The organism is Rothia sp. HMSC065G12, from assembly GCF_001811455.1.
Lineage (GTDB): Bacteria > Actinomycetota > Actinomycetes > Actinomycetales > Micrococcaceae > Rothia > Rothia dentocariosa.
In genome coordinates this window covers 40,259-61,231 of the sequence record NZ_KV804811.1, presented here as the reverse complement: position 1 = coordinate 61,231, position 20,973 = coordinate 40,259, and the positions used below count along the sequence as shown (strand labels likewise).

The following is a 20,973-nucleotide window of genomic DNA, read 5'->3' as shown; positions in this document are numbered from 1 at the left end:
CCCGTGCGGCCGCACACCGGGAGCCGCCCGCCGTACACAAAGAGCTAACGAGGAAGACATGACAGCCATCGCACCCGCACCAACGCCCCAGCCGCATACCGGCGATATTCCCCCGGGAGCGCATCCGCCCACGTCCGCAGATATTCTGCGTGCCGCCGGTGACATGGGGATCGGTACCAGCGCTGCAACCAGTTTTGCGGCGTCTTTGCAAGGGTTAGCGGGGCAGGCGCGCAGTAAGGGTCAGGAACTCGCCGCCAGCTTAGAACAACATGCCGCGAGCATTCAGACGATGCTTCACAAAGCCCACGGTATGCGTGCCGAACACTGGAAATCCTCGGCAGGGAGAGCCTATCGAAACGCATTAGAACAGCACGAAAAAAGCCTGACCGAAACTCACCAGCAAGTACAGCACGCAGCCGAGGATGCGCGCCGCGCTGGCGAAGAAGTTGCCGCAGCCTTGGAATCCCAAGCAAACACTATTTTGGGTACCGCCGCCGGATTAGACGGAATGCTCAAAGGCCTGCTGAACACCACCGCCGATACCCTCGAAAACCTGAACCCCGCAGACATCATCAAATCCTCCGGCGCACTGAACGCTCAGCATGCCTTAGATCAGTTACTCAATTATTCGCAGGTTCCCACCGGGCTCTTACAGAGCTCGGGCATTCACTAATCGCTAGACAACAGGGAAGGACTCACGATGAACACTCCGGGACAACAGATAGCAGCCGGTGGGGACGATAAAACCATTAGCGTTCTGCTGGAAGAGCTGCCGCAGCTCGCACAGAATGTACACCAGCTAGGCGGCGATTGCGGGTCATTACCCCTGCCGATGAGCGGTATCGCGGCGCAGCTCATGCTTTTTCTCGGCACCAACGAACATGGGCGGCAAGCCTCGGTCATGACCACCTCTGCCGCAGCGACGTTGGGGGAGCGGGCCGTTAAGCTGGAGGCAACCGCCAGTGCAATAGACGCCTGCTCGAAAGGCTACCATCAGGCAGAAGAAGCCGCGAAGGGACTGTTCAACCGCATCGGGCTCACTCAGGACGGGAAGATGCCTAACGGCATGTCGCAGGAAGAGTGGATGCGCAACGCGCTCATGCATCCGCAAGGCGCCTTCAACGACATGTGGTCCTGGGAAAAGTACGAGCTTGGATATAGCGCCGCAGAGAGCATTTTCGGGTGGGGTATGCGTAGCGGCAACCCCTATATTATGGGCTTTTCCGCACTGACGGCGATCACTCTCTTCGGGGCGACCGCCTACCAGGATATGCGCGCCAACCCGGAGATGGCGCGCAGGCGTATAGCGCGAAGACTCGAAAAAATGGGTATTCCCCGTGAGATAGCCGAACGAATTGCGAATGGAAAAATGCCGTGGCTCGGGAAGAAAGAACAGGACAACAAGAACCGCGGTGAACTCAAGAACTGGCATCGTGATAAGGCAGAACCGACGGATAAAATGCCCCGCACCCGCGCCGAGATCGCCCAGAATATGGAGCGCGTGAGCAAGGGAGACCTCTCGAAAAAATACGAAGGCGAAGATAAAGACGGGAAGGGTTATTCGGGGATTGAGGTACAGGTATACCGAGACCCCCAAACCGGCCGCAAAATCGTATACGCCTATATCCCAGGGACGGACTTTTCCAATAAACCTGGCGAGCCCGACGGTATCCAAGGCACCCTGCAAATAGGCGCCGATACCCCGAACGCCTCTATCCAAGACAGCCATATCATGATGCGCGCCCTAGACCGTGCGCTAAGAGATCAAGGCGTGACCTCAGCCGATGATGTGATTCTCGTAGGACATTCCCAGGGTGCGGCTATCGCCTATAACGCCGCCAATAACAACGAATTTGCCTCACGCTACCACGTGAGCGATGTGTACACTTTTGGCGGCCCCGTACAAGCATTACCAGACCGAGGAAATAAGACCTTCCGCGTGCATCAAACCAAAGACAAAGGCGATCCTATCCCCGCAATCATCAGCGGCCAGACGTGGAAGGAACGCCCAGGTGACTCGACCGTGATTACTGACCGTAGAAGTTTTCGCCAAGGTGGAGATCCTAAACCACATGAAATGACTCATGATATGAGGTTTTATCGTGAATCATTAGAACGGAATGCTAATGCGCAGAAACCTATGGCGGCTGTCCCTCAAGGTAACTACACCTACGAAGGCGGAAATGTCTATAACGCTACCTCTGAGGGAGGACCTTCGTTATGGGAGAGCGGAGCCGCAACATTATCAAATGAGCGTGGTGTAAATCCTCAAGTAGCTGGAAATATGGGGATTGACTTGGCTCAAGATAAGGCACGGTCATGGACACCCGATTTTTTGAAACCCAGTATGGATGCGCTTGATCCACGAAAGCCCGTCGATTACACAGACCCGAAGATTTCGGGACTACCCGCACCGGTGCAGAACCCCGGCACCACAGATACCCAACACTCACCCGCAGCATGGCATGCGCCCGAGTCGCTGGAGAACATATCGGGGCCAAAACCCATGCCGTACAGCCATCACGGGGAAGGGATCATACCTTCCGGGGCAGGCTCCCACGCCGAACCGTATTATGCGCCGCGGCTGCTGGATGACCTGCATCTGCCCAAGCTTGACATACCCCACGGCACGGGCGGAGGTGAAAACCTGTTGCCGAACCTTGACCTGAAAACACAGGAAGGATACCTGCCGCCGCTGGGGGAGCACCTGCTGGGCAACCCCACCGAGGCACCGCACCTGCACATACCGCAGAATCAGCTGCAGCCCGATGGTGAGACCGTAACCCCCGCCGATACCGGCAGCCGTATGCCCACCATCACCCCAGACCCCGAGATGCGCACCTCACACGACCCCAGGCTCCTAGGCGCACCAGCGTAAACGCAACCGCGCCCGATCGGCAGAAACCCGCGTGACCTAGCGCAAAAATCCGGGGCGGGGAGGAGAGCGAGCACTATACTGTGGATATGAGTGAATCACACCAACCGCAGACATCACCGATTCCCCCGCGCCATATTTTTGCGAACCTTCCGGCCTATGTGGCAGGAAAACCCGCACCGCAGGTTGCCGGGCTAACCCAGTACAAACTATCCTCCAACGAGAACCCTCTCGGGCCCGTACCCAAGGTCGCCGAAATTCTCAGTACCTTCGATGCGGTACACCGCTACCCAGACCCGCTCTCAACGAAGTTGCGTGAAGCGCTCGCCAAGCGGTTCAACCTGGATGCCGAGAATATCGTGACAGGCGCCGGAAGCCTGGGTGCACTCAATCAGATTCTCAAAGCGTTTGCTGGAGTCGATGCGGACGGTGTGCAGGACGAAGTCATATACGCCTGGCGTTCCTTTGAGGCATACCCCATTCTGGTGGGGCTGCTGGGCGCAAAAAGCGTGCAGATTCCAAACCTGCCCAACGGTGCCCACGATCTGCAGGGAATGCTCGATGCGATCACCGACCGCACCCGCGTGATCTTGGTGTGCCCCCCTAACACCCCCACCGGGCCCGCCGTCACCGAAAAACAAATCCGCGAGTTCCTAGCGCAGGTGCCGCCTCATATTGTGGTGGTGCTCGACGAAGCATATTTCGAGTTCTGCACGGTATCACCCGTACCCGACGGGGAAGATGCGCCGCTGGACGGTCTGCGCCTGTACCGTGAATACCCGAACGTGATCGTGCTCAGAACCTTCTCGAAAGCACAGGGACTTGCAGGGCTTCGCGTGGGGTACTCGGTATCGCATCCGCAGCTGACCCAGTATTTGCGGGTGAGCGCCACAACCTTTGCCGTTACCGCCGTGGCAGAGGCCGCCGCTGTCGCCTCCATAGAACATGAAGATCAGGTGATGGAACGTGTACAACACCTGGTGACTGAGCGTGAGCGCGTGGCCGCCCGGCTGCACGAGCTGGGGTACAACATTCCGCAAACCTACGCCAACTTCGTGTGGCTTCCTCTGGGAGAACACACCGCGGAATTTACCGAACTGGCGCGCGCTAACGCTCTGGCGGTGCGCGCTTTCGACTCCGAGGGCGTGCGGGTGAGCATTGGCGAAGATGAGGCAAATGACCGCTTCATCAGCATCTGCGAGCAGTTCCCGCACAGAGTCTAAACTCCCTCAACTCTCGGGTTGAGCTATGTCGCCGAGGGCTCGGGAAGAGACCGTGTGGGCTCTCGGTGACAACACTTAGAATGCTCCTCGCTCACGTAAGTATTCCGCGAATCAACATGCACACAGAACGGTGCATTACGCCAGAAGGAAAGCATAGAAAACCGCACAATAAACCTTCACTTCGTTCTTAAGCGAGTAAAATAAGAGGAAATATGCCCAAGCCTTCCGCCCCGCGTGCCGAAACTCTCTGTGTGCGCCCGGCGTGAAGGACAGCTCGTATCTGCGTGGAGGATTGATGCACGAGAACGAAAAATATCCGGGAGTACCCGAACGCATCCAGCTGATGGATGAGAACGGCAAGGTACACGAGAACCCCACCTTCAGCTCTTATGTGCAGGACGTAGACGCAGAACAGCTTCGCGAGGCCTACCGCCTGATGTACATCACCCGCCGCATCGACGACGAAGGAACGGCGCTTCAGAGGCAAGGGCAAATGGCTCTGTGGGTGCCCAGCCGCGGGCAGGAAGCGGCACAGGTCGGCTCTGCACTGGCATTCGCCCCCAACGACTATATTTTTCCCTCCTACCGTGAACACGCGGTCGCTTTTGCCCGCGGCGTAGATTTCCGCGAACTCATCACGGTTTTCCGCGGCTCACACACCCACGGGTGGGACCCTAAAAAACATAACTTCCATGTCTACACCAAAGTGCTTGCCGCACAGATTCCGCACGCAGTCGGCTACGCTATGGGGCTGAACTTTGATGCCGATATTGCGGCGGAAACCGGGCAGCTGCAGACAGGCCAAGGGCAGGCCACCAACCCCGATAACGACACCGTGAAACCCGCCGTTGGCGTCTACTTCGGCGACGGTTCCTCCACCGAAGGCGAAGCCCACGAGGCCATGGCCTTTGCCGCATCCTACGATGCCCCCGTACTCTTCTTCGTACAAAACAACCGCTGGGCTATTTCGGTACCCTTCGACGTGCAGTCGCGTGTGCCCATCTCAACCCGCGCCCAAGGCTACGGCTTTGAAGGGCTGCGTGTTGACGGCAACGATGCGCTCGGCACCCTCGCCGTCACCCGCTACGCGCTCGATAAAATCCGCCGCGGCGAAGGCCCCGTACTGATCGAGGCGGAAACATACCGCCTGGGCCCGCATACCACCGCCGACGACCCCACCAAATACCGTGACGACGAAGAACTCCAGCAGCGTCTGAACGCAGACCCGCTGATTCGCCTGGAAAAATATCTGCGCGAGAACGGGCACGCAGATGATGCCTTCTTCGAAAAACTCGCCGAAGAAGCACAAGAACTTGCCAACGGGGTGCGCGAGGCGGCGATTGCCTCCGAACCCTATGAATTCGACCGGTTCTTCGACCGCGCCTACGCCGAAGAACACCTTCAGGTAGAAGAAGAACGCGAGTTCTACCGCAACTACGTCGCAGGTTTCGAGGAGGACTAAGAATGAGCGAGCAGAATGCACAGGTTGAGCGCCTGACCCTGGCGAAAGCGATCACTCGCGGCCTCGACGACGCAATGGCAGATAACCGCAAAGTCGTGCTGATCGGCGAAGATATCGGCAAACTCGGCGGCGTATACCGCGTAACCGAAGGGCTTCTGGCGAAGCACGGGCAGAAGCGTGTGATGGATTCTCCCCTCGGAGAAGCCGGTATCGTGGGCACCTCCATCGGCATGGCGATGCGCGGCTATCGGCCCGTAGCCGAGATTCAGTTCGACGGGTTCGTCTTCCCCGCCTACAACCAGATCACCACCCAGCTCGCCAAAATCCACAACCGCAGCGACAAAAAATACGTTGTTCCGGTTACGATCCGTATTCCCTACGGCGGTGTAATCGGGGCGGTCGAGCATCACTCAGAATCGCCCGAGGCACTGTTCGCGCATACCGCCGGGCTGCGCATCGTAACGCCGTCCTCACCGCATGACGCCTATTGGATGACCCGCAAATCCATTGAATGCGATGACCCGGTGATTATTTTCGAGCCCAAACGCCGCTACTGGCTCAAGGGCGAGGTGAATTTTGCGGATACCGACTTTGATCCGTTCCAGGCGCAGGTGGTGCGCGAAGGCACAGACGCGACCATCGTGGCATACGGTCCGCTGGTGCCGGTAGCGCTCGCCGCCGCAGAGGCCGCCGTCGAAGACGGACGCTCGATCGAAGTCATTGACCTGCGGTCGATCTCTCCGATGGATGTGCCCACCGTCGCCGCATCCGTGGTGAAGACCGGGCGCCTGATTGTTGCCCACGAAGCGCCGACCTTCGGGGGCATGGGCGGCGAACTTGCCGCCGTGATCACCGAGCGCTGCTTCTACAGTCTGCAGGCCCCGGTGCTGCGTGTGGGCGGTTACTATATTCCGTACCCGGTACCGCGCACGGAGGACGAATACGTGCCCGATATTGACCGTATTCTTGAAGCCGTCGATCGCTCATTTGAATACTAAACCGTATATTCCATATTCCTTATATAACCCGCGAAGAATATTCCCGATAGGCTATATTCCCTAGCGAAAGGCATAAAATGTCCCAGATTTTTAATCTCCCCGATGTGGGTGAGGGTCTTACCGAGGCTGAGATCCTCACCTGGAAAGTCAGTGTTGGCAGCGAGGTCAGCATCAATGATGTTCTCGTCGAAATCGAGACCGCTAAATCCGTTGTGGAACTGCCCTCGCCCTACACCGGCACCGTGGAGAAGATTCTGGCGAGCGAGGGCGAGACGATCGAAGTCGGGACGCCTATTATCGCGATCTCCGGCAGTGCCGCATCCACCGCAGACGAACCGCAGGATGCGCCCACCGCATCTGCCGATGAGGGCGAGAGCGGTAACCAGGCACTCGTGGGTTCGGGCCCCAAGGCCGATTCGGTGAAGCGCCGCGCCCGCAAGCGCCCCGCATCCGCAAGGGCCCAGAACGCCGCGCCGCAGACCCCGGCATCGCTCGCTCAGGAGATGCCGGTGGCGCATACCCCCTCGTCACCCGAGCCACGCAATCAGGGTCTTTTCAGCGAGCTTGCCGAGCGCGCCTCCAAATTCGTAGAGAACAGCCCGTTCAATACGGTGGTGCAGCGTTTCCAGGGCGGGGCTGAGGTACCCGTCGTAACCGCACAGCCGACGCAGGAGTCGGTGCCGCATCGCCCATCGCTGGCGGCGCCACCCGTGCGTTTGGCGGCAAAAGAGCTGGGTGTCGATCTGGCGAATGTGACCGCGACCGGCTCGCGCGGGCAGGTGACGAAACAAGACCTGTTGAACTATGTGGCGCATCTTAACGATGTGCAGGAGTCCACGAGCCAGCGTTTCTGGCAGTCCCCGTCCGCACAGGGCGACCGCATGCAGCACATTCCGGTGCGCGGGGTGCGCAAGGCAACCGCGAAGGCTATGGTTTCTTCGGCGTTTAGCGCCCCGCATGTGTCGATTTTCGTGGACGTCGATGCTTCGCGCACCATGGAATTTATCAAGCGTTTGAAAAAGTCACGCCACTTCGAGGGCGTGAAGGTAACTCCGCTGCTGGTGCTTGCCGCCGCCGTGATTTGGGCGGCTGAACGGAACCCCCAGGTGAACGCTACGTGGACGGACAGCGAGATTCAGATCAAGCGCTTTATGAACTTGGGCATTGCGGCGGCGACCCCGCGCGGGCTGATGGTGCCGAATATCAAGGATGCGCAAGAGCTCTCTCTGCGCGAGCTCGCGATCGCCTTGAATAACCTGACGACTCGCGCCCGTGAGGGGAAGACCCAGCCCGCCGAGATGGCAAACGGAACCCTGACGATTACGAATATCGGTTCGCTTGGCATCGATACGGGAACCCCGATTATCAACCCCGGCGAGGTGGCGATCGTTGCCTTCGGCACGATTAAGCAAAAGCCCTGGGTGGTTGATGGTGAGGTTATTCCGCGCTGGGTAACCACGCTGGGCGGTTCTTTCGATCATCGCGTGGTAGACGGCGACCTCTCGGCGCGTTTCATGGCGGATGTTGCCGCGATTCTCGAAGAGCCCGCTATGCTTTTGGATATGTAGCGCTTACAAGTGCAGTAACGCTCAAGGGCGCCGAAGGATTCTCTTCTTTCGGCGCCCTGGTGTATTTTTTGGGTCTTGAAACCACACATATTCTGTTTCTGGAATATTCCCGAGTTGGCATATAGCCATATCGTGCAGACAAAAATGGGGCAGGGTTTTCATACTGTCACGAAACCCTACCCCAATCGCTATATTCCCTATGGGTTATATGCCTGAAGCGTTATAACTCCTGGTCCACATAGTTTTGTGCGTAGCGCTCCACACGACGGTGATAGATGCCGCCCATCAGGCCGCCCAGAACTGAGGCGATGAAGGTGATGCAGAGAACCAACGCAATCGTGAGAATAGCGCTTGCCGTACCGTGCTGCATATACCACTGCACGGAAAGGTTTGCGGAGCCTCCCTGGAAAACCTGGGGCGTGAAATAGGTGAGCAGACTTGCCGCAAACATGATCATGACCTGCCACAGCCACACCGAAATGCCCTGCTTTGCGCTGGAGAACCGTGCCATGCGGCCAGCCACATAACCGCCGATGCAGTACGCCACCAGGTATGCGGCACCGGTTCCGATACCCTGCCAGAGAGCGAGCGCATCGTTCCCCGAGAATAACCCGCGCACAATAGGAGCCATGGAATCGTAGGGGGTGCCGTGATTGGCCTCGACCACGGTTGCCGTAACCCAGAGCAAAAACTGCAAAACACCCATTGCGGCGAACCAACCCATCAGCCCGGGAATAACCTGAAGTCGCCCATAGCGTGCTTTCTGAAGCTCGAACGCAGTTGCCGCCGTGAGAATGGGGGCGTGCTCGTCGGTATCCTCACCGTCTTCTATGAAGTAATTTTGCGCGGGGGAAGGAGCGGACACAGCCACAATGGCATCACTATCGCCGCCTTCCCTAGGCGTCGTTGGATGCTCGGGGAGCGGGGGAAGCGCCTCCGTACTGTAAGTAACCATGCTGCTAGGCACGGCGGGGCGTAACTGATCCACGGAGTCGCTACTACTGGTAGACTCGTCGGAATCCTCTAGCCAGCCGAAGGAAGAATCGCCGTCGCGTGAACGATCCTTGGCGGTACCCGCATCAGTCTTCATCTGCGCATTGGCGGATGAAGAGCTTTCCTCAAGATATTTCTGCTGGTCGGCTGCAGAGAGAGGACGGGTTTTCTCTTCGGCTATATCATCGACCGGTACATCCTTGGGGGAGAGCACGACGGTCGGGTCGTCGCTTTCAAAAGCGGCGTCCCATGCGTCATGAGAGCTCTCCCGAAGCTCACTCTGGTTCGTTTTATTCTTCGCGTGAGCGGTATTTTCTTCAGCAGGGGTATTGCGATGGGGACCTGAGGTATTCTTTGGGGTAGATGTCATGGTCTCCTCCATATCGGTGGTTGGCATCTGAGAATTTTTATCTATATATGCTCATAAAAACCGTAGCGCTTGTGGCGCTCAGTTTAAGGGTCGGAAGTTGAGCGATATTAAAAGTTATCAGCTTTAAGGCGCGCATAAAATTCCTGCGCCTGCGTTATTTCCTGTTCACTGTATTGGTGCGGATGTGCCGGTCGCTGCTGCGGGTCAATCGTGCGGATAGTGCGCGCCGGATTACCGGCGACGATCGTGTTCTCGGGAACGTCTTTCGTGACCACAGACCCCGCCCCGATCACCGCGTTTTCGCCGATCGTGACGCCTCCAAGAATAATGGCTCCGCCGCCTATCCACACGTTATTGCCTACCGTGATTGGCAGGGCGCCCTCCCAAAAATTGATGCGATCCTGAACATTAATCGGGTGGGTGGGGGTGAGGAACTGGCAGCCGGGGCCGACGAACACGTAGTCGCCGATGGTAATGGGGGCTACGTCTAGGAACGTGGTGTTGAAATTGAAGAAACAATACTTGCCGATATGGGTATTGACTCCAAAATCGAAAGCAACCGGCGGGCGCATCTGGGTATGCTCACCCAGGCTGCCCAAGTAGTCGCGGAGCACATGCATGCCGTGGGCGTGCTCGCCACGCGCATAGTACTGCTCGAAAAACTTGACCGCTTGGTAGATGGAATCGCCGACTTGCTTATTCTCTTCGGTAAAGCGGTAGGCTTTGCCCGCCGTCATACGTTCAAAAGCCTCGCTGAGGTTCTGGCGGTTGGGCTTGCTCATGAGTGAGTCCCTCCCATCCAGAAGTACATGATGAGGATAATCGCTAAGCCGATGAGAATCACGATGCCGCCCAGAATGGCGAAGCGTTTCGAGATTTCTCGGAGCAGCTTTTTAAACTGCTCATCGGTAATGTCATGCCTGTTGCTCATACACCTAGTATCTCAGAAAGGCCCCATCGGATGCAGGCTGCAGGCTTACTGCATAGTTCTCGCAAGAGGGGCGTTATTCCGGGTTAGATACTACTTCCGGACTTCTATCTATAGGATGTGGGCATTGTATTAAGGATTCAGTACGAACGAACCTTCATGTAAATTATATGCTAGAGTTTAGGTATTATGTAAATTTTTGCGCATAAAAATAATGAAAGGGTAAATCATATCTATGAAAGACCTCGATTTTTCGAATCAAGGTGCCACCATTGAGAAGCTTCAAGAACTTGGAGTTCTAGATCGCCTTGAAGCTATGTTTCGTATCCTGAGGGTAGCTGCCGATCGTAACGAGTTCATCCCCTACACTAGGAACACGACTAAAGGCTCTTTTCACTATGACCTTGTTCGTTCCGTCATGTCGCGTGTGACGCTCACCGGAGAATACCAGCTTGATGACGGTGTAGAGCCTCATACCGAGATAGATACACTCATGGAGGGTCTTCCGCCTGAAGCTCGTAATTTTCTCCCGCTTGAACCGACTCACGGCATCTACACGTGGAATACGTTTAAAAATGTTCCATATTGGGAAGTAGATGATTTCTGCTCTCTCATCGTTCAGAGTGCGAACCGATTTGAAGGTGGTGTTCAAGGTGTCCGCTGGGAGCGAAGCACCAAGCAGACCATAGTCGCAGAGACGCAACATTATGTAGGGGAAGATGCCCTATTCTCCCCTGAAGACTTTGACCTGGATGGTTTCGAAGCCTCTGTACCTATGCACCTGCCAGCGCTCGTGGTCGCATATAATATCTCTCCAGAGGGAGAGTTGCTAGAGGGTGTGATTGGGGTACCTACTCCGGCTCGCAACACGTCTGACACTCCGTGGCTCTGGACATACGACATCCTGGCTCGCCTCGACCGCAAAGTACAGGTTGCACCTACGGCTACTCAAACCAGCCCCGTGCCTCAAGAGCAGATTCCAGATATCGAGCTTCAGCTCAAGCGCGAGGCCACTCATGAGTAATACAATAACCACGCAGAAAGAACTATGTCTTCCTTCAATGCCATCTTTGACAAGAACCGGCTGGTCCTAGCACGTCAGCTTGCAGGAATCCGGAAGAACGAACTCGCAGCAAAGGCGGGCGTGAGCGCTTCTGCTATCACCACCTGGGAATCCGGTGCTCGGAAACCCACGACGGAGAATATTGAAGCGCTCGCAGATGCTTTTTCGCTTCCGCCTTCTTTTTTTGAGGTGAACGCAGAGTATCAGCACACAAAATCCCAAGACGTTGAAACTATTAATGGTCTTGTTGCCAGTAGCGCACCGCATTTTCGGTCGCTTCGGGCAACTACGCAGCTTCAGCGCGACCAGGCAGAAGCCTATACGCACCTTGTGCATGATGTGGCAGGGGCACTTTCACGGCATATAGATTTCCCCGAACGGCAGATACCGGATTTGCCTGCTGATCCTGAGGTGAAGAACAGCCCTATCCCTGAGCTTGCCGCGCAGCAGGTTCGTGCTGATTGGGGTCTTGGAACCGGTCCGATTCGCCATGTTATCCGTGAGCTTGAGAAACACGGTGCGGCGGTTGTATTCGCCCCTCAGCAGAGCGACGCCGTTGATGCTTATTCTGTGGATACCGGCTTCCTACCTATCGTTGTACTTCATCCCTTGAAGAACGACTATTACCGTCAGCGCTTTGATGCCGCGCATGAGTTGGGGCATCTGATTATGCATGCAGATGCGGAGCCCGGCAATAAAACTATTGAAGCGCAGGCGCACGAGTTTGCGGCTGAGTTCCTGATGCCCGCTGATTCTCTTCGGGAGGAGCTGCCTACTCGGATGACTGGTGCCGGTTGGATGAAGCTCAAGGAACTGAAAGAATATTGGGGCGTTAGCATGCAGGCCTTGCTCTACCGTGCCAAGTCGCTGGGGCGCCTGTCTGATACGTCGTACCGTAACGCAATGATCACGGTATCTAAGAATAAGTGGAGGGTGAAAGAACCTGGTGCTATTTCAACGCTGGAACAGCCTTCACTCTTTCCGCGGGCCCTTGAAATGGTTACTGAGAACGGAATTATCCCTGAGCTTTTGCGCGAGAGTTCACAGGTGCCGCCGGAGTATTTCGAGGTGATTACGTCCCGAGTGCCTTATACTCAGAGGATTCTATAGCCACATAAAACGAAAAGGGCTGGGTGCACACTGTCAGATGTGCATCCAGTCCTTTTGCTGTCTAGTAAGTCCTTATGTCGTGTGCGAGATGCCGCAAGCGGGAGCGTTTTCTTCAGTCGGGAGCATTTAAAATGCTCCCGACTGAAGAAAACGCTCCCGGATTGTGTAGGTAACTGGGGTGAGAGGCGGCGTGGAATTCAGAACGTTAGTCGAAGAGGGCATATCTTGAAAACAGGGATTATCGTTCAGGTAAATAAATACCTTAAGAACTTTTTGGATACTTTCAAGCAACCTTGGGGGTTACCTACTAAATAGCGGCTTTACCGCAGGGAACTGGCTAGGCGCTAGAACTGAACTGTGCTCTGACGGCGGCGAGAAAACACACGCACGAGCACGATGATAAAGACAATGCAGAGCGTAAAGTCGATGAGGGTGACAGCCTGTCCGAGCCAGTAAGCAACTATATATACAGCGTTTGCCCCTTCGAGATAATGACCGATAGCGTCCGACCGATACAGAAGCCTCAAGAAGATAAGCATGAAGAGGTCAAGCCCATGATGCAGCGCACCCACGATATTGGCTCCGAGGATAAACCCTAAATACCGTGACCGCAGATAAAATACTGTCGCGGTGATCTGCAGAGCCCAGTAGAGCACAGTAACGAGGATAGGTGAGGATGTATATACCGGGAAATAATTGAGAGAACTCGGATAAAAGATGGCAAGAAAAGTCTGAGCCATGAGCGCAAGCGTTATACCTGCTAATCCCAAACGCATACCGTAGAGCTTCCGGAGAGGAAGAGCCGGGCGTGCGGTGCCCGCTACTGAGATCTGCGAGCTCGAATTCTGCTGCGTGGGATTATTGCCGAAAGACTTCTCACTCATATTTTCCACCGTAACATTGCGATGTGCGCTGATGCACGGGGTGTACGTCGTTGTATATAGAGACGTCGCAAGTGGGAGCGAGTGTATGGTCGAAGAAACCTCGAATACTGCTCGCGGAATGGGGCGGGATGCTCGCCGAATGGGTGCACACAGCGCGTCGCGGGTTGAGCGAAACAGGTCTCAACAGGCACAATCGAAGCATGACTGACCCGCAATATCACGACTCGCATCCGCACGATGCCCAAGCCCCCGCGCAGGAATCTCAAAGACCCGCACCCGCTCAAACTACACCTGATACCGCCTCCGGGCAGAACCCGCTGGCGCATCGCCCCTGGCTCAAAAATTATTCACCCGGCGTCGCCGTAGACGTTCACCTGCCCGAAACCTCGCTGAGCCACCTGATTGACGATGCTGTCCGCGAGGTTCCCCACAAGGTCGCCCTCGAATTCTTCGGCGCAACCACCACCTATGCTGAACTCGGCAGTCAGATCGACCGCGCCGCCGAAGGGCTGCGCCTGGCCGGGGTGCAGGCGGGGGATCGGGTCGCCCTGATTCTGCCCAACTGCCCGCAGCATATTATTGCCTTCTACGCGGTTCTGCGCCTGGGCGCGATCGTCGTGGAACACAACCCCCTCTACACCGGCGCCGAGCTGCGGCACATGTTTGAGGACCACGGCGCGAAGGCCGCCATCGTGTGGGATAAAATTTCCGGGCATATTACGAGCCTGCCCGCAGACATCAAACCAGCGCATATTTACGCCGTGAACCTTATTAAAGCGATGCCAGTCTTCACCCGCGCGGCGCTCAAACTGCCGGTCAAAAAGGCGCGCGAATCCCGCGAAAAACTTGAAGGCGCCGCCCCTGGAACCACAAGCTGGGCGCAGCTGCTCAAGAGGCCGCCGATCGACCCCGACTTTAAACGGCCCACCGCCCACGACGTAGCGCTCTTGCAGTACACCTCCGGCACCACCGGGCTGCCCAAGGGCGTGATGCTCACCCACCGCAACCTCGAATCGAACGGGCGCATGGGCGAAGCCTGGATTAAACCCAGCGACGACGAATGCATCTACTCGGTGCTGCCGCTCTTCCACGCCTATGGCATGACCCTGGGCGTAACGATTGCGGCGCTGTGCCGCGCCCGGCTGGTGCTCTTCCCAACCGTCGATATGGGCCTGATTACTAAGGCGATGAAGAAGACCCGCCCCACGATTCTGCCCGCGGTACCGCCTGTCTACCGCCGCCTGATGGATGTCGCCAAAGAGCAGGGCATCTCGCTGCAGGGAGTTCGCTATGCGGTTTCGGGTGCCATGAACCTGCCGCCCGAGCTGGTGGCAGAGTGGGAGGATGCATCCGGCGGGTACATGGTTGAGGGGTACGGGCTGACCGAATGTGCGCCGCTCGTCTCATGCAACCCGCTCAACGATACGCGCCGCGCCGGGTCAATCGGTATCCCCTTCCCCTCGACCGATATCCGCGTGGTAGACCCCGAAACTCTTCAGGATGTGCCGCTCGGCGAAGAGGGCGAGCTGTGGGTTCACGGCCCGCAATGTTTCGCCGGGTACTGGAAACGCGAAGAAGACACGCAGAAAACCATTACGGCTGACGGCTGGCTGCGCACCGGCGATATTGTGCGCCTGGACGAAGACTACTTCATTCAAATCGTGGACCGTATTAAGGAAGTCATCATTACCGGCGGGTTCAACGTTTCGCCCACCGAAGTGGAAACCGCCCTGAAACAGCACGATTCCGTGGCGGATGCGGCGGTCGTGGGCATCCCGCAGGCCAGCGGGGGAGAGATGGTGGTCGCCGCCGTGATTCCCGCCGAAGGGCACGCGGTTGATGAACATGTGCTGCGCGAGCACTGCTATGCGCGCGTGACCCGTTATAAGGTGCCGCGCAAGATTGTGGCGGTGGACGATCTGCCCCGGTCGATGCTCGGCAAGATTCTGCGCCGTAAGGTACGTGAACAGTTAATCGCCAGCGGGGAGTTTGATTAAAAACACACTCTGGCACAACTGCGAGTTCGAGCGTCAAGGCAGAAGACTGTCTGTTATACCTCTTGTATGAGTCTGAATCCTTAGTTACGGTGGGGACCGGAACCTCTTAATGAAATCGTAATTATTCTTCAGAGGAGTTGATACCAATGCATCAGATATCACCTGAAGGAATTGCCTTCTTGAAAGAGAAAGAAGGGTTCAGGAGTGACGCCTACTACGATGTGGCGGGTGTTCTCACAATCGGTTACGGGCATTCGACCCGTGCGCCCAGTATTGAGCAATACCCCGTTTATGAGGGGCAGCATATCACCGAAGAGGAAGGGGAGGAGATCCTTCGCGCAGATTTGAAGCCTACCGAAGCTGCTGTGAATTCTGCTGTTACTCGTGAAATTACTCAGAAGCAATACGATGCGCTCGTGTCATTCACCTTTAACGTGGGTACGGGTGCCTTTAAGTCGAGTGATGTTCTCAGCTACACGAACGCGGGAAATTATCAGGCTGCCGCAGATGAACTGCTGCAATACGTGTATGCTGGCGGACGACTCATAGATGGGCTGCGCAAGCGCAGGGAAGAGGAAAGGGCTATGTATCTTTCTTCGCTTCCCCAAGAATAAAGTTCAGTGCGGTACGATGTCGGGGTTGCCTACCTTGACAGGTTCTTCAGGAAAGGCTCTAAAGCTTCCGAATCGGTGGAGACCCTGACTGGCTACTCAGCAGAATAGGTAGTGCGTAATCTGGTCTAACGGATACGCTCTACAAGACTACGAGGTTCCAGAAACACTCACTATGAGCCCATAGATTCGAGCGAGGGAGGAACAGATTTCGGTCTGTTTCTCCCTCGTTTCGTGGTGCATAGCAGACGGACACGCCGAAAATTTTGGGGCGTAACGCATCACACACAAGGGGCTCTCATCGTGTGCTCGCCTTCGCTGTAGATGGTGATCGTGCCATGGTGAATGGGGTGGGATTATGCTATACGCTCAACACAGCACGAGAGGTTTATGCGATAATTGCCGGGGAATTTTGATGAAAGTATTTACAGGGAAAATATGAAAACTAAACCTTCACTCTCTCAATTCTTTTAATAATTTACAACGACACTAAATTTATTTCTTGGGCGGCAATAAATATGTGTGAATAATTGACGTGTAAATAGAGAAAATAAACGATTGACAGACCTAATTTGAACTGTATACTTGAGACATCACTGTTACATATAGCTATGTCTTCCAACCACTTCAAGGACTAAAAAATGAGTGTGACCACACCCCACCCCAAGCGCTGGGCTATCCTCGGGTTTATGTGCCTAGCGCTGGTTGTGACCGGGCTGGACTCGCTCATTGTCGCGGTCGCTATACCGTCTATGGAGACTGGACTACAGGCAACGGGCGAACAATTGCAATGGGTTGTTGCAGCCTATTCACTTGCATTTGCCGCACCACTACTTTTCTTTGGCGGTCTTGCCGACAGAATCGGACATAAACTAAGTTTTCTAGCCGGTATGTTTATTTTGCTGCTTGGTTCAATACTTGCGGCTTTCTCTATTAATGCAGAAGTACTTATTTTTTCACGAGTAATTATGGGTCTCGGATCAGCATTTATTATGCCTTCGACCCTAGCACTTATTCGTGATATTTTTCCAGACCATGAACGTGCTAAAGCTCTCGGAATTTGGGTGGGAATGTCCTCGCTGGGTATTCCGCTCGGTCCCATTGTGGGCGGATTGCTGCTCAAAAGTTTTTCGTGGGGATCCATTTTCCTGATCAACGTGCCTATTATTGCCGTGGCATTCTTAGCATGCCTGATGCTCGCCCCGGAATCCTCAAAAAAACACTCTTCCCGCCTGGACTTCTTCGGGCTGATCCTCTCGATTTTCGGGCCCGCCCTGCTGGTGTACGGCATTATCGCCGCCCCGGAAGCAGGCTGGACCTCAAGCATGACGCTGACCCTGCTGATTGCGGGTGTGGTGCTGAGCCTCATCTTCATCGTGTGGGAGCGCCGCAGCGCATCGCCCATGCTCAGCCATGAGGTCTTCCGTAACCGCCGGTTCGGCGGGCCGCTGCTGACGATCTCTTCGGTATTTTTCGGGGTCTTCGGCGGGCTGTTCATCATGACTCAGCATTTGCAGTTCGTCCTAGGGCTTGACCCTTTTACATCCGGTCTGCATATGCTCGCCATGTGTTCGGCGGTTCTCGTGGCACCGATCTCGCCCAAACTCGTCGAAAAGTTTGGGCTGGGTCCCGTCTCAGCTACCGGCCCTCTCATGGTCGCCCTCGGCATGGTGCTTCTGGCTATCAGCCCCTCGCCCAAGAGCGGGCAGGTTGTGGTAGCGCTCTTCACGTTCGGTCTGGGTGTGGGTTTTGGCGCCCCGGCCTCCGTGAACTCGATCATGGAATCGACCCCCAAGAAACAAACCGGCGCGGGCTCGGCGGTTGCCGATGTTGCTATGCAGCTCGGCGGCGCCCTGGGTATCGCGCTGATGGGAAGTATCGGAATCGCCACCGCAACGGCACAATCGCCCCGAGGCGTAGCCGCTGCGTGCTGGGTAGGTGCGGCAGTCGGGCTTTTGGGTGCTGTTACCGTCTTCACCGTGCTTCCCAAAACTGGCGCACCCGCCGTTGAACGAGCGGTCGCGCCAGAACCCGCAGCTAAGTTGCCCTAGGCCAGCTGCACATATTTTTCAACCAACCACAGACAACCATCAGAACCTAACTCAAACTTCCGAAACGTTCCGATGGTATCTCCTACCCACACGGTAGGGATGAAAAAGGAATGAACGCTATGAACACCGACGAAATCAGCAGAATTCATAACAGACGCCAGATAACGCACGATACGGTGCGCTGCCTGAGCACTCGAAGCCTTCCGACATTCAGATCCTCGCTGACCCAACCTCACGGGCAGCGGCGTACTCCCAGGTATACGCCGGGATAGACAAGCCGCTGCGCTTTCGGTCTTTCGCAACCCGCATCCATCGTGAATCCGCAGGAATATCAAGGGATCATCACACCTTCACACCAGAGTGACCATACTTATGTCTTTTTGATATTGAGAATCTTCACCATATTGCCCGTATCCAGCGGCAGGGCATAACAACACCGATAACGCACACCCAAGGAGCTTACTTACCCGCACGCAGTAAGCCCCGCGGGACCCCATAACCACGTGCAACATACACCAACCACAGCCAAAGGAGGAGGGCAATGACCCTCGTATACGAGTCGGCACCAGAGCTCGACGAAACTATCACGATAGACCCGGATATAGAAAATCTGCACTATGACCGTACCGTCGATCGTCATAAGGTACACCGTGCAGCGGTTTCCGAAGTTTTCCTCACGGATATTCGCCGGCAGAGCACGCAGCATGTGCTTGTGGCGGCGCAGCTGCCCTCATCGCACAGCTTCTTTCACGACAGCATCTACAACGATGCCGAAGGAACCCCCGATGCGCTCCTGCTGCTCGAAATTGCGCGGCAGGCGACAATCGCCAGCGCCCACGAAGTCGGTGTAGACGTCGGAAACACCCTGATCTCCAACGAGTTTGGGCTCACGATTTATCCGCACGAAATCGCCGCGCTAAACCCCGAAGACACCAACCTGCTGATTCGCAACTACTTCGACTGGACCTCCATTCGGCGCGGTGCCCCGCGTTCCGGTCGGTGCTACCAGCAGCTCATCATGGGCAACCGGGTGATCGCCGAGCACTTCAGCGGCGGGCGCATCCTCACCAAAAACCAGCTGCAGATTCTGCGCAGCGAATACCGCGGCACCCCACCGCCCACGACCGCGAACCTGCACGAGCTGACCTTCACAGACGTGCAGGATCCCATCGCCCCCGAGCGTGTGGGCAGGCGCAATCCCCTCAACGTGGTGATCTCGCAGCTGAACACTGCCGAAGCCCCGAGTGCGCAGGTGACCCCGAACGTGGCGAATAAGGCGCTTTTCGACCACGCCTACGACCACATCACCATGCAAATTTTGACCGAGGCGGCACGGCAGCTCTATCTGGCAACCCGCCCGGATAGCGAGCGCGCCCCCGAAATTTCCTCAATACGCGGGAACTTCCTGGCGTTTGCAGAACTCGATTCACCCGTGCAGATCCGTGCAACGGCACCCGGGGAATTCGTGGTTGAACAAGATAACCGGCAGATTGCGGATTTCGCGCTCAAAAGCTAGATGACAAGGACCTTTATGTCGCCCGAATACAACACCACGAAATATGTGTGGACGGACTTCGGCGGAGTACTCACCCCGCCGGTCAGCCACACGATGCGCGTCTTCTGCCAGAAATACGGGCTCACCGAGTCTCAGCTGCGCGCGGGGTTTGAGGCGGTCGCCCGCAACCACAACCTCACCGACCCGCTGGAACTCGTCGATACGCCCCTGATGAGCGAAAAAGAGTGGCTGAGCGAAATTTCCGAGCAGGTCGGCGGGGCATTTCAGCTCGACACCCTCGCCGACGACTGGTTCCGCGACCGCGAGCCCAACGCATCCTGGGTGGCGTACCTGCACGAGATCAAGGCGCACGGTGTGAAGGTAGGGCTGATCTCAAATATGGTGCCCACCTGGGATAACCACTGGCGCGCCATGCTCAACGAACCCGGTCTTTTCGACGATATTGTGCTCTCCTTCGAGGTCGGATACCGCAAACCGCAGCGCGGTATCTACGACTACGCCGCAGAACTTGCCGGAGTGAACCCGGCGCAGTGCATCCTCATTGACGACCTTGCGCGTAACTGCGAAGGCGCCCGTGCAGCCGGGTGGGATGCCATCGAATTCACCACAACCGAAGAGTGCGTGAAGCAGCTGCACCCCCTGCTCTCACCGGCAGAGGAAACAGTTTAAACCCCGTGACCGGAAGGTCACCCAACGAAAGGAAAACCCATGGGTAAGTGGGGAAATATTATCGAAGACATGATGGCGCAGATGCCCGAAGACCTGCGCACCGTTGCCCTCGGCGTGGCTGAGATTTTCACGAACATGGATATCGAAACCGCCCGCAAGTACATTCACCCCGACTTCGTCGATCATGAGGCGAGCGAAGGCGTTGGCGGCGGCCCCGAAGGGTACCTGGCAACCGCGAAATACATGAACCAGGCGTTCTCCGATGCCTCGTGGAAGCCCCAGAAAATTGTGGCAAGCGCGGACGGTCAGCACTACACCATGGTGATCAAGTTCAGCGGCGTTCATACCGGCGAGTTCATGGGGGTTCCCGCCACCGGCAAGCCCTTCGAGATTCACCACCTGCACCTTTTCCGTGTTGAAGACGGCAAGGCAATCGAGCACTGGGGCGGGCGCGATGAGCTCGGCCTGCTGCGCCAGATCGGTGTTCTCAACTCCGAGCACCCCACCCCCGCAGACGCCGGGCAGGCCGCCTTCGCCTAAAACACGGGCGAAACACGCATTCACGCATCCCACGTAACGCTATTGAGCACCGCGCGGCGAACTACCACGGCATATGATACGCCGTGAACCCGCCGCCGCATAAGAACCAAACCTA

At 56.4% G+C, this 20,973-nt stretch carries 18 protein-coding genes; 14 read left to right on the top strand and 4 right to left on the bottom strand.

Going from position 1 to position 20,973, the window contains the following annotated elements:
- The first annotated feature begins 58 nt into the window (after window positions 1–58).
- From HMPREF2804_RS02780 to HMPREF2804_RS02755, 6 genes are all read left to right on the top strand, one after another.
- Entirely contained in the window at window positions 59–673 is a 615-nt protein-coding gene (locus tag HMPREF2804_RS02780; RefSeq protein WP_070535309.1) for a hypothetical protein, read from the top strand.
- 27 nt (window positions 674–700) lie between these two features.
- Window positions 701–2,878, top strand: a complete 2,178-nt coding sequence (locus HMPREF2804_RS02775) for a hypothetical protein (protein ID WP_070627187.1) — start codon at window positions 701–703, stop codon at window positions 2,876–2,878.
- 86 nt (window positions 2,879–2,964) lie between these two features.
- Window positions 2,965–4,098 carry a histidinol-phosphate transaminase gene (locus HMPREF2804_RS02770; protein WP_210399306.1) on the top strand — a complete coding sequence of 378 codons (1,134 nt, stop codon included), beginning with the start codon at window positions 2,965–2,967 and terminating at the stop codon, window positions 4,096–4,098.
- A gap of 295 nt (window positions 4,099–4,393) precedes the next feature.
- Window positions 4,394–5,560, top strand: coding sequence for a thiamine pyrophosphate-dependent enzyme (locus HMPREF2804_RS02765; RefSeq protein ID WP_070448789.1), 1,167 nt, complete (start codon window positions 4,394–4,396; stop codon window positions 5,558–5,560).
- 2 nt (window positions 5,561–5,562) lie between these two features.
- Window positions 5,563–6,558, top strand: coding sequence for an alpha-ketoacid dehydrogenase subunit beta (locus tag HMPREF2804_RS02760; protein WP_070627182.1), 996 nt, complete (start codon window positions 5,563–5,565; stop codon window positions 6,556–6,558).
- 77 nt (window positions 6,559–6,635) lie between these two features.
- Window positions 6,636–8,126 carry a dihydrolipoamide acetyltransferase family protein gene (locus tag HMPREF2804_RS02755; protein WP_070627180.1) on the top strand — a complete coding sequence of 497 codons (1,491 nt, stop codon included), beginning with the start codon at window positions 6,636–6,638 and terminating at the stop codon, window positions 8,124–8,126.
- Between the two features lie 220 nt (window positions 8,127–8,346).
- Here HMPREF2804_RS02755 and HMPREF2804_RS02750 read toward each other — a convergent pair whose 3' ends face one another.
- The 3 genes from HMPREF2804_RS02750 to HMPREF2804_RS11070 form a co-directional block, all read right to left on the bottom strand.
- A complete protein-coding gene (locus HMPREF2804_RS02750; RefSeq protein ID WP_070627178.1) occupies window positions 8,347–9,516 on the bottom strand; it encodes a voltage-gated chloride channel family protein in 1,170 nt (389 codons plus the stop codon).
- An 80-nt stretch (window positions 9,517–9,596) separates the two neighbouring features.
- Window positions 9,597–10,271 (bottom strand): sugar O-acetyltransferase, encoded by a 675-nt coding sequence (locus tag HMPREF2804_RS02745; RefSeq protein WP_070627177.1) that lies wholly within the window; start codon window positions 10,269–10,271, stop codon window positions 9,597–9,599.
- A complete protein-coding gene (locus HMPREF2804_RS11070; RefSeq protein ID WP_004005629.1) occupies window positions 10,268–10,420 on the bottom strand; it encodes a hypothetical protein in 153 nt (50 codons plus the stop codon). The genes HMPREF2804_RS02745 and HMPREF2804_RS11070 overlap by 4 nt, the downstream gene beginning before the upstream one ends.
- Window positions 10,421–10,652: 232 nt before the next feature.
- Between HMPREF2804_RS11070 and HMPREF2804_RS02740 the strand changes: the two genes are divergently transcribed.
- Together HMPREF2804_RS02740 and HMPREF2804_RS02735 are read left to right on the top strand one after the other, a co-directional pair.
- A complete protein-coding gene (locus HMPREF2804_RS02740) occupies window positions 10,653–11,441 on the top strand; it encodes a hypothetical protein (protein ID WP_070448799.1) in 789 nt (262 codons plus the stop codon).
- 24 nt (window positions 11,442–11,465) lie between these two features.
- A complete protein-coding gene (locus HMPREF2804_RS02735; protein ID WP_070627174.1) occupies window positions 11,466–12,590 on the top strand; it encodes a helix-turn-helix domain-containing protein in 1,125 nt (374 codons plus the stop codon).
- A gap of 344 nt (window positions 12,591–12,934) precedes the next feature.
- On the opposite strand, the gene HMPREF2804_RS02730 is transcribed toward HMPREF2804_RS02735, so the two are convergent.
- Window positions 12,935–13,474, bottom strand: a complete 540-nt coding sequence (locus tag HMPREF2804_RS02730) for a potassium channel protein (protein WP_070627172.1) — start codon at window positions 13,472–13,474, stop codon at window positions 12,935–12,937.
- 200 nt (window positions 13,475–13,674) lie between these two features.
- Between HMPREF2804_RS02730 and HMPREF2804_RS02725 the strand changes: the two genes are divergently transcribed.
- From HMPREF2804_RS02725 to HMPREF2804_RS02700, 6 genes are all read left to right on the top strand, one after another.
- On the top strand, window positions 13,675–15,471 hold the full coding sequence (locus tag HMPREF2804_RS02725) for a long-chain-fatty-acid--CoA ligase (protein WP_083308334.1): 1,797 nt from the start codon (window positions 13,675–13,677) through the stop codon (window positions 15,469–15,471).
- 146 nt (window positions 15,472–15,617) lie between these two features.
- Window positions 15,618–16,085: a lysozyme gene (locus HMPREF2804_RS02720; protein WP_070627170.1), complete on the top strand. Its 468-nt coding sequence runs from the start codon at window positions 15,618–15,620 to the stop codon at window positions 16,083–16,085.
- A 638-nt stretch (window positions 16,086–16,723) separates the two neighbouring features.
- Complete coding sequence (locus HMPREF2804_RS02715; protein WP_070448809.1) at window positions 16,724–18,133, top strand: MFS transporter; 1,410 nt, start codon at window positions 16,724–16,726, stop codon at window positions 18,131–18,133.
- 541 nt (window positions 18,134–18,674) lie between these two features.
- On the top strand, window positions 18,675–19,649 hold the full coding sequence (locus tag HMPREF2804_RS02710) for an AfsA-related hotdog domain-containing protein (protein ID WP_070627168.1): 975 nt from the start codon (window positions 18,675–18,677) through the stop codon (window positions 19,647–19,649).
- A complete protein-coding gene (locus HMPREF2804_RS02705; protein ID WP_070448814.1) occupies window positions 19,650–20,318 on the top strand; it encodes an HAD family hydrolase in 669 nt (222 codons plus the stop codon). It begins immediately after the preceding gene.
- A gap of 39 nt (window positions 20,319–20,357) precedes the next feature.
- Window positions 20,358–20,858: an ester cyclase gene (locus HMPREF2804_RS02700; protein ID WP_070627166.1), complete on the top strand. Its 501-nt coding sequence runs from the start codon at window positions 20,358–20,360 to the stop codon at window positions 20,856–20,858.
- Window positions 20,859–20,973: the final 115 nt, after the last annotated feature.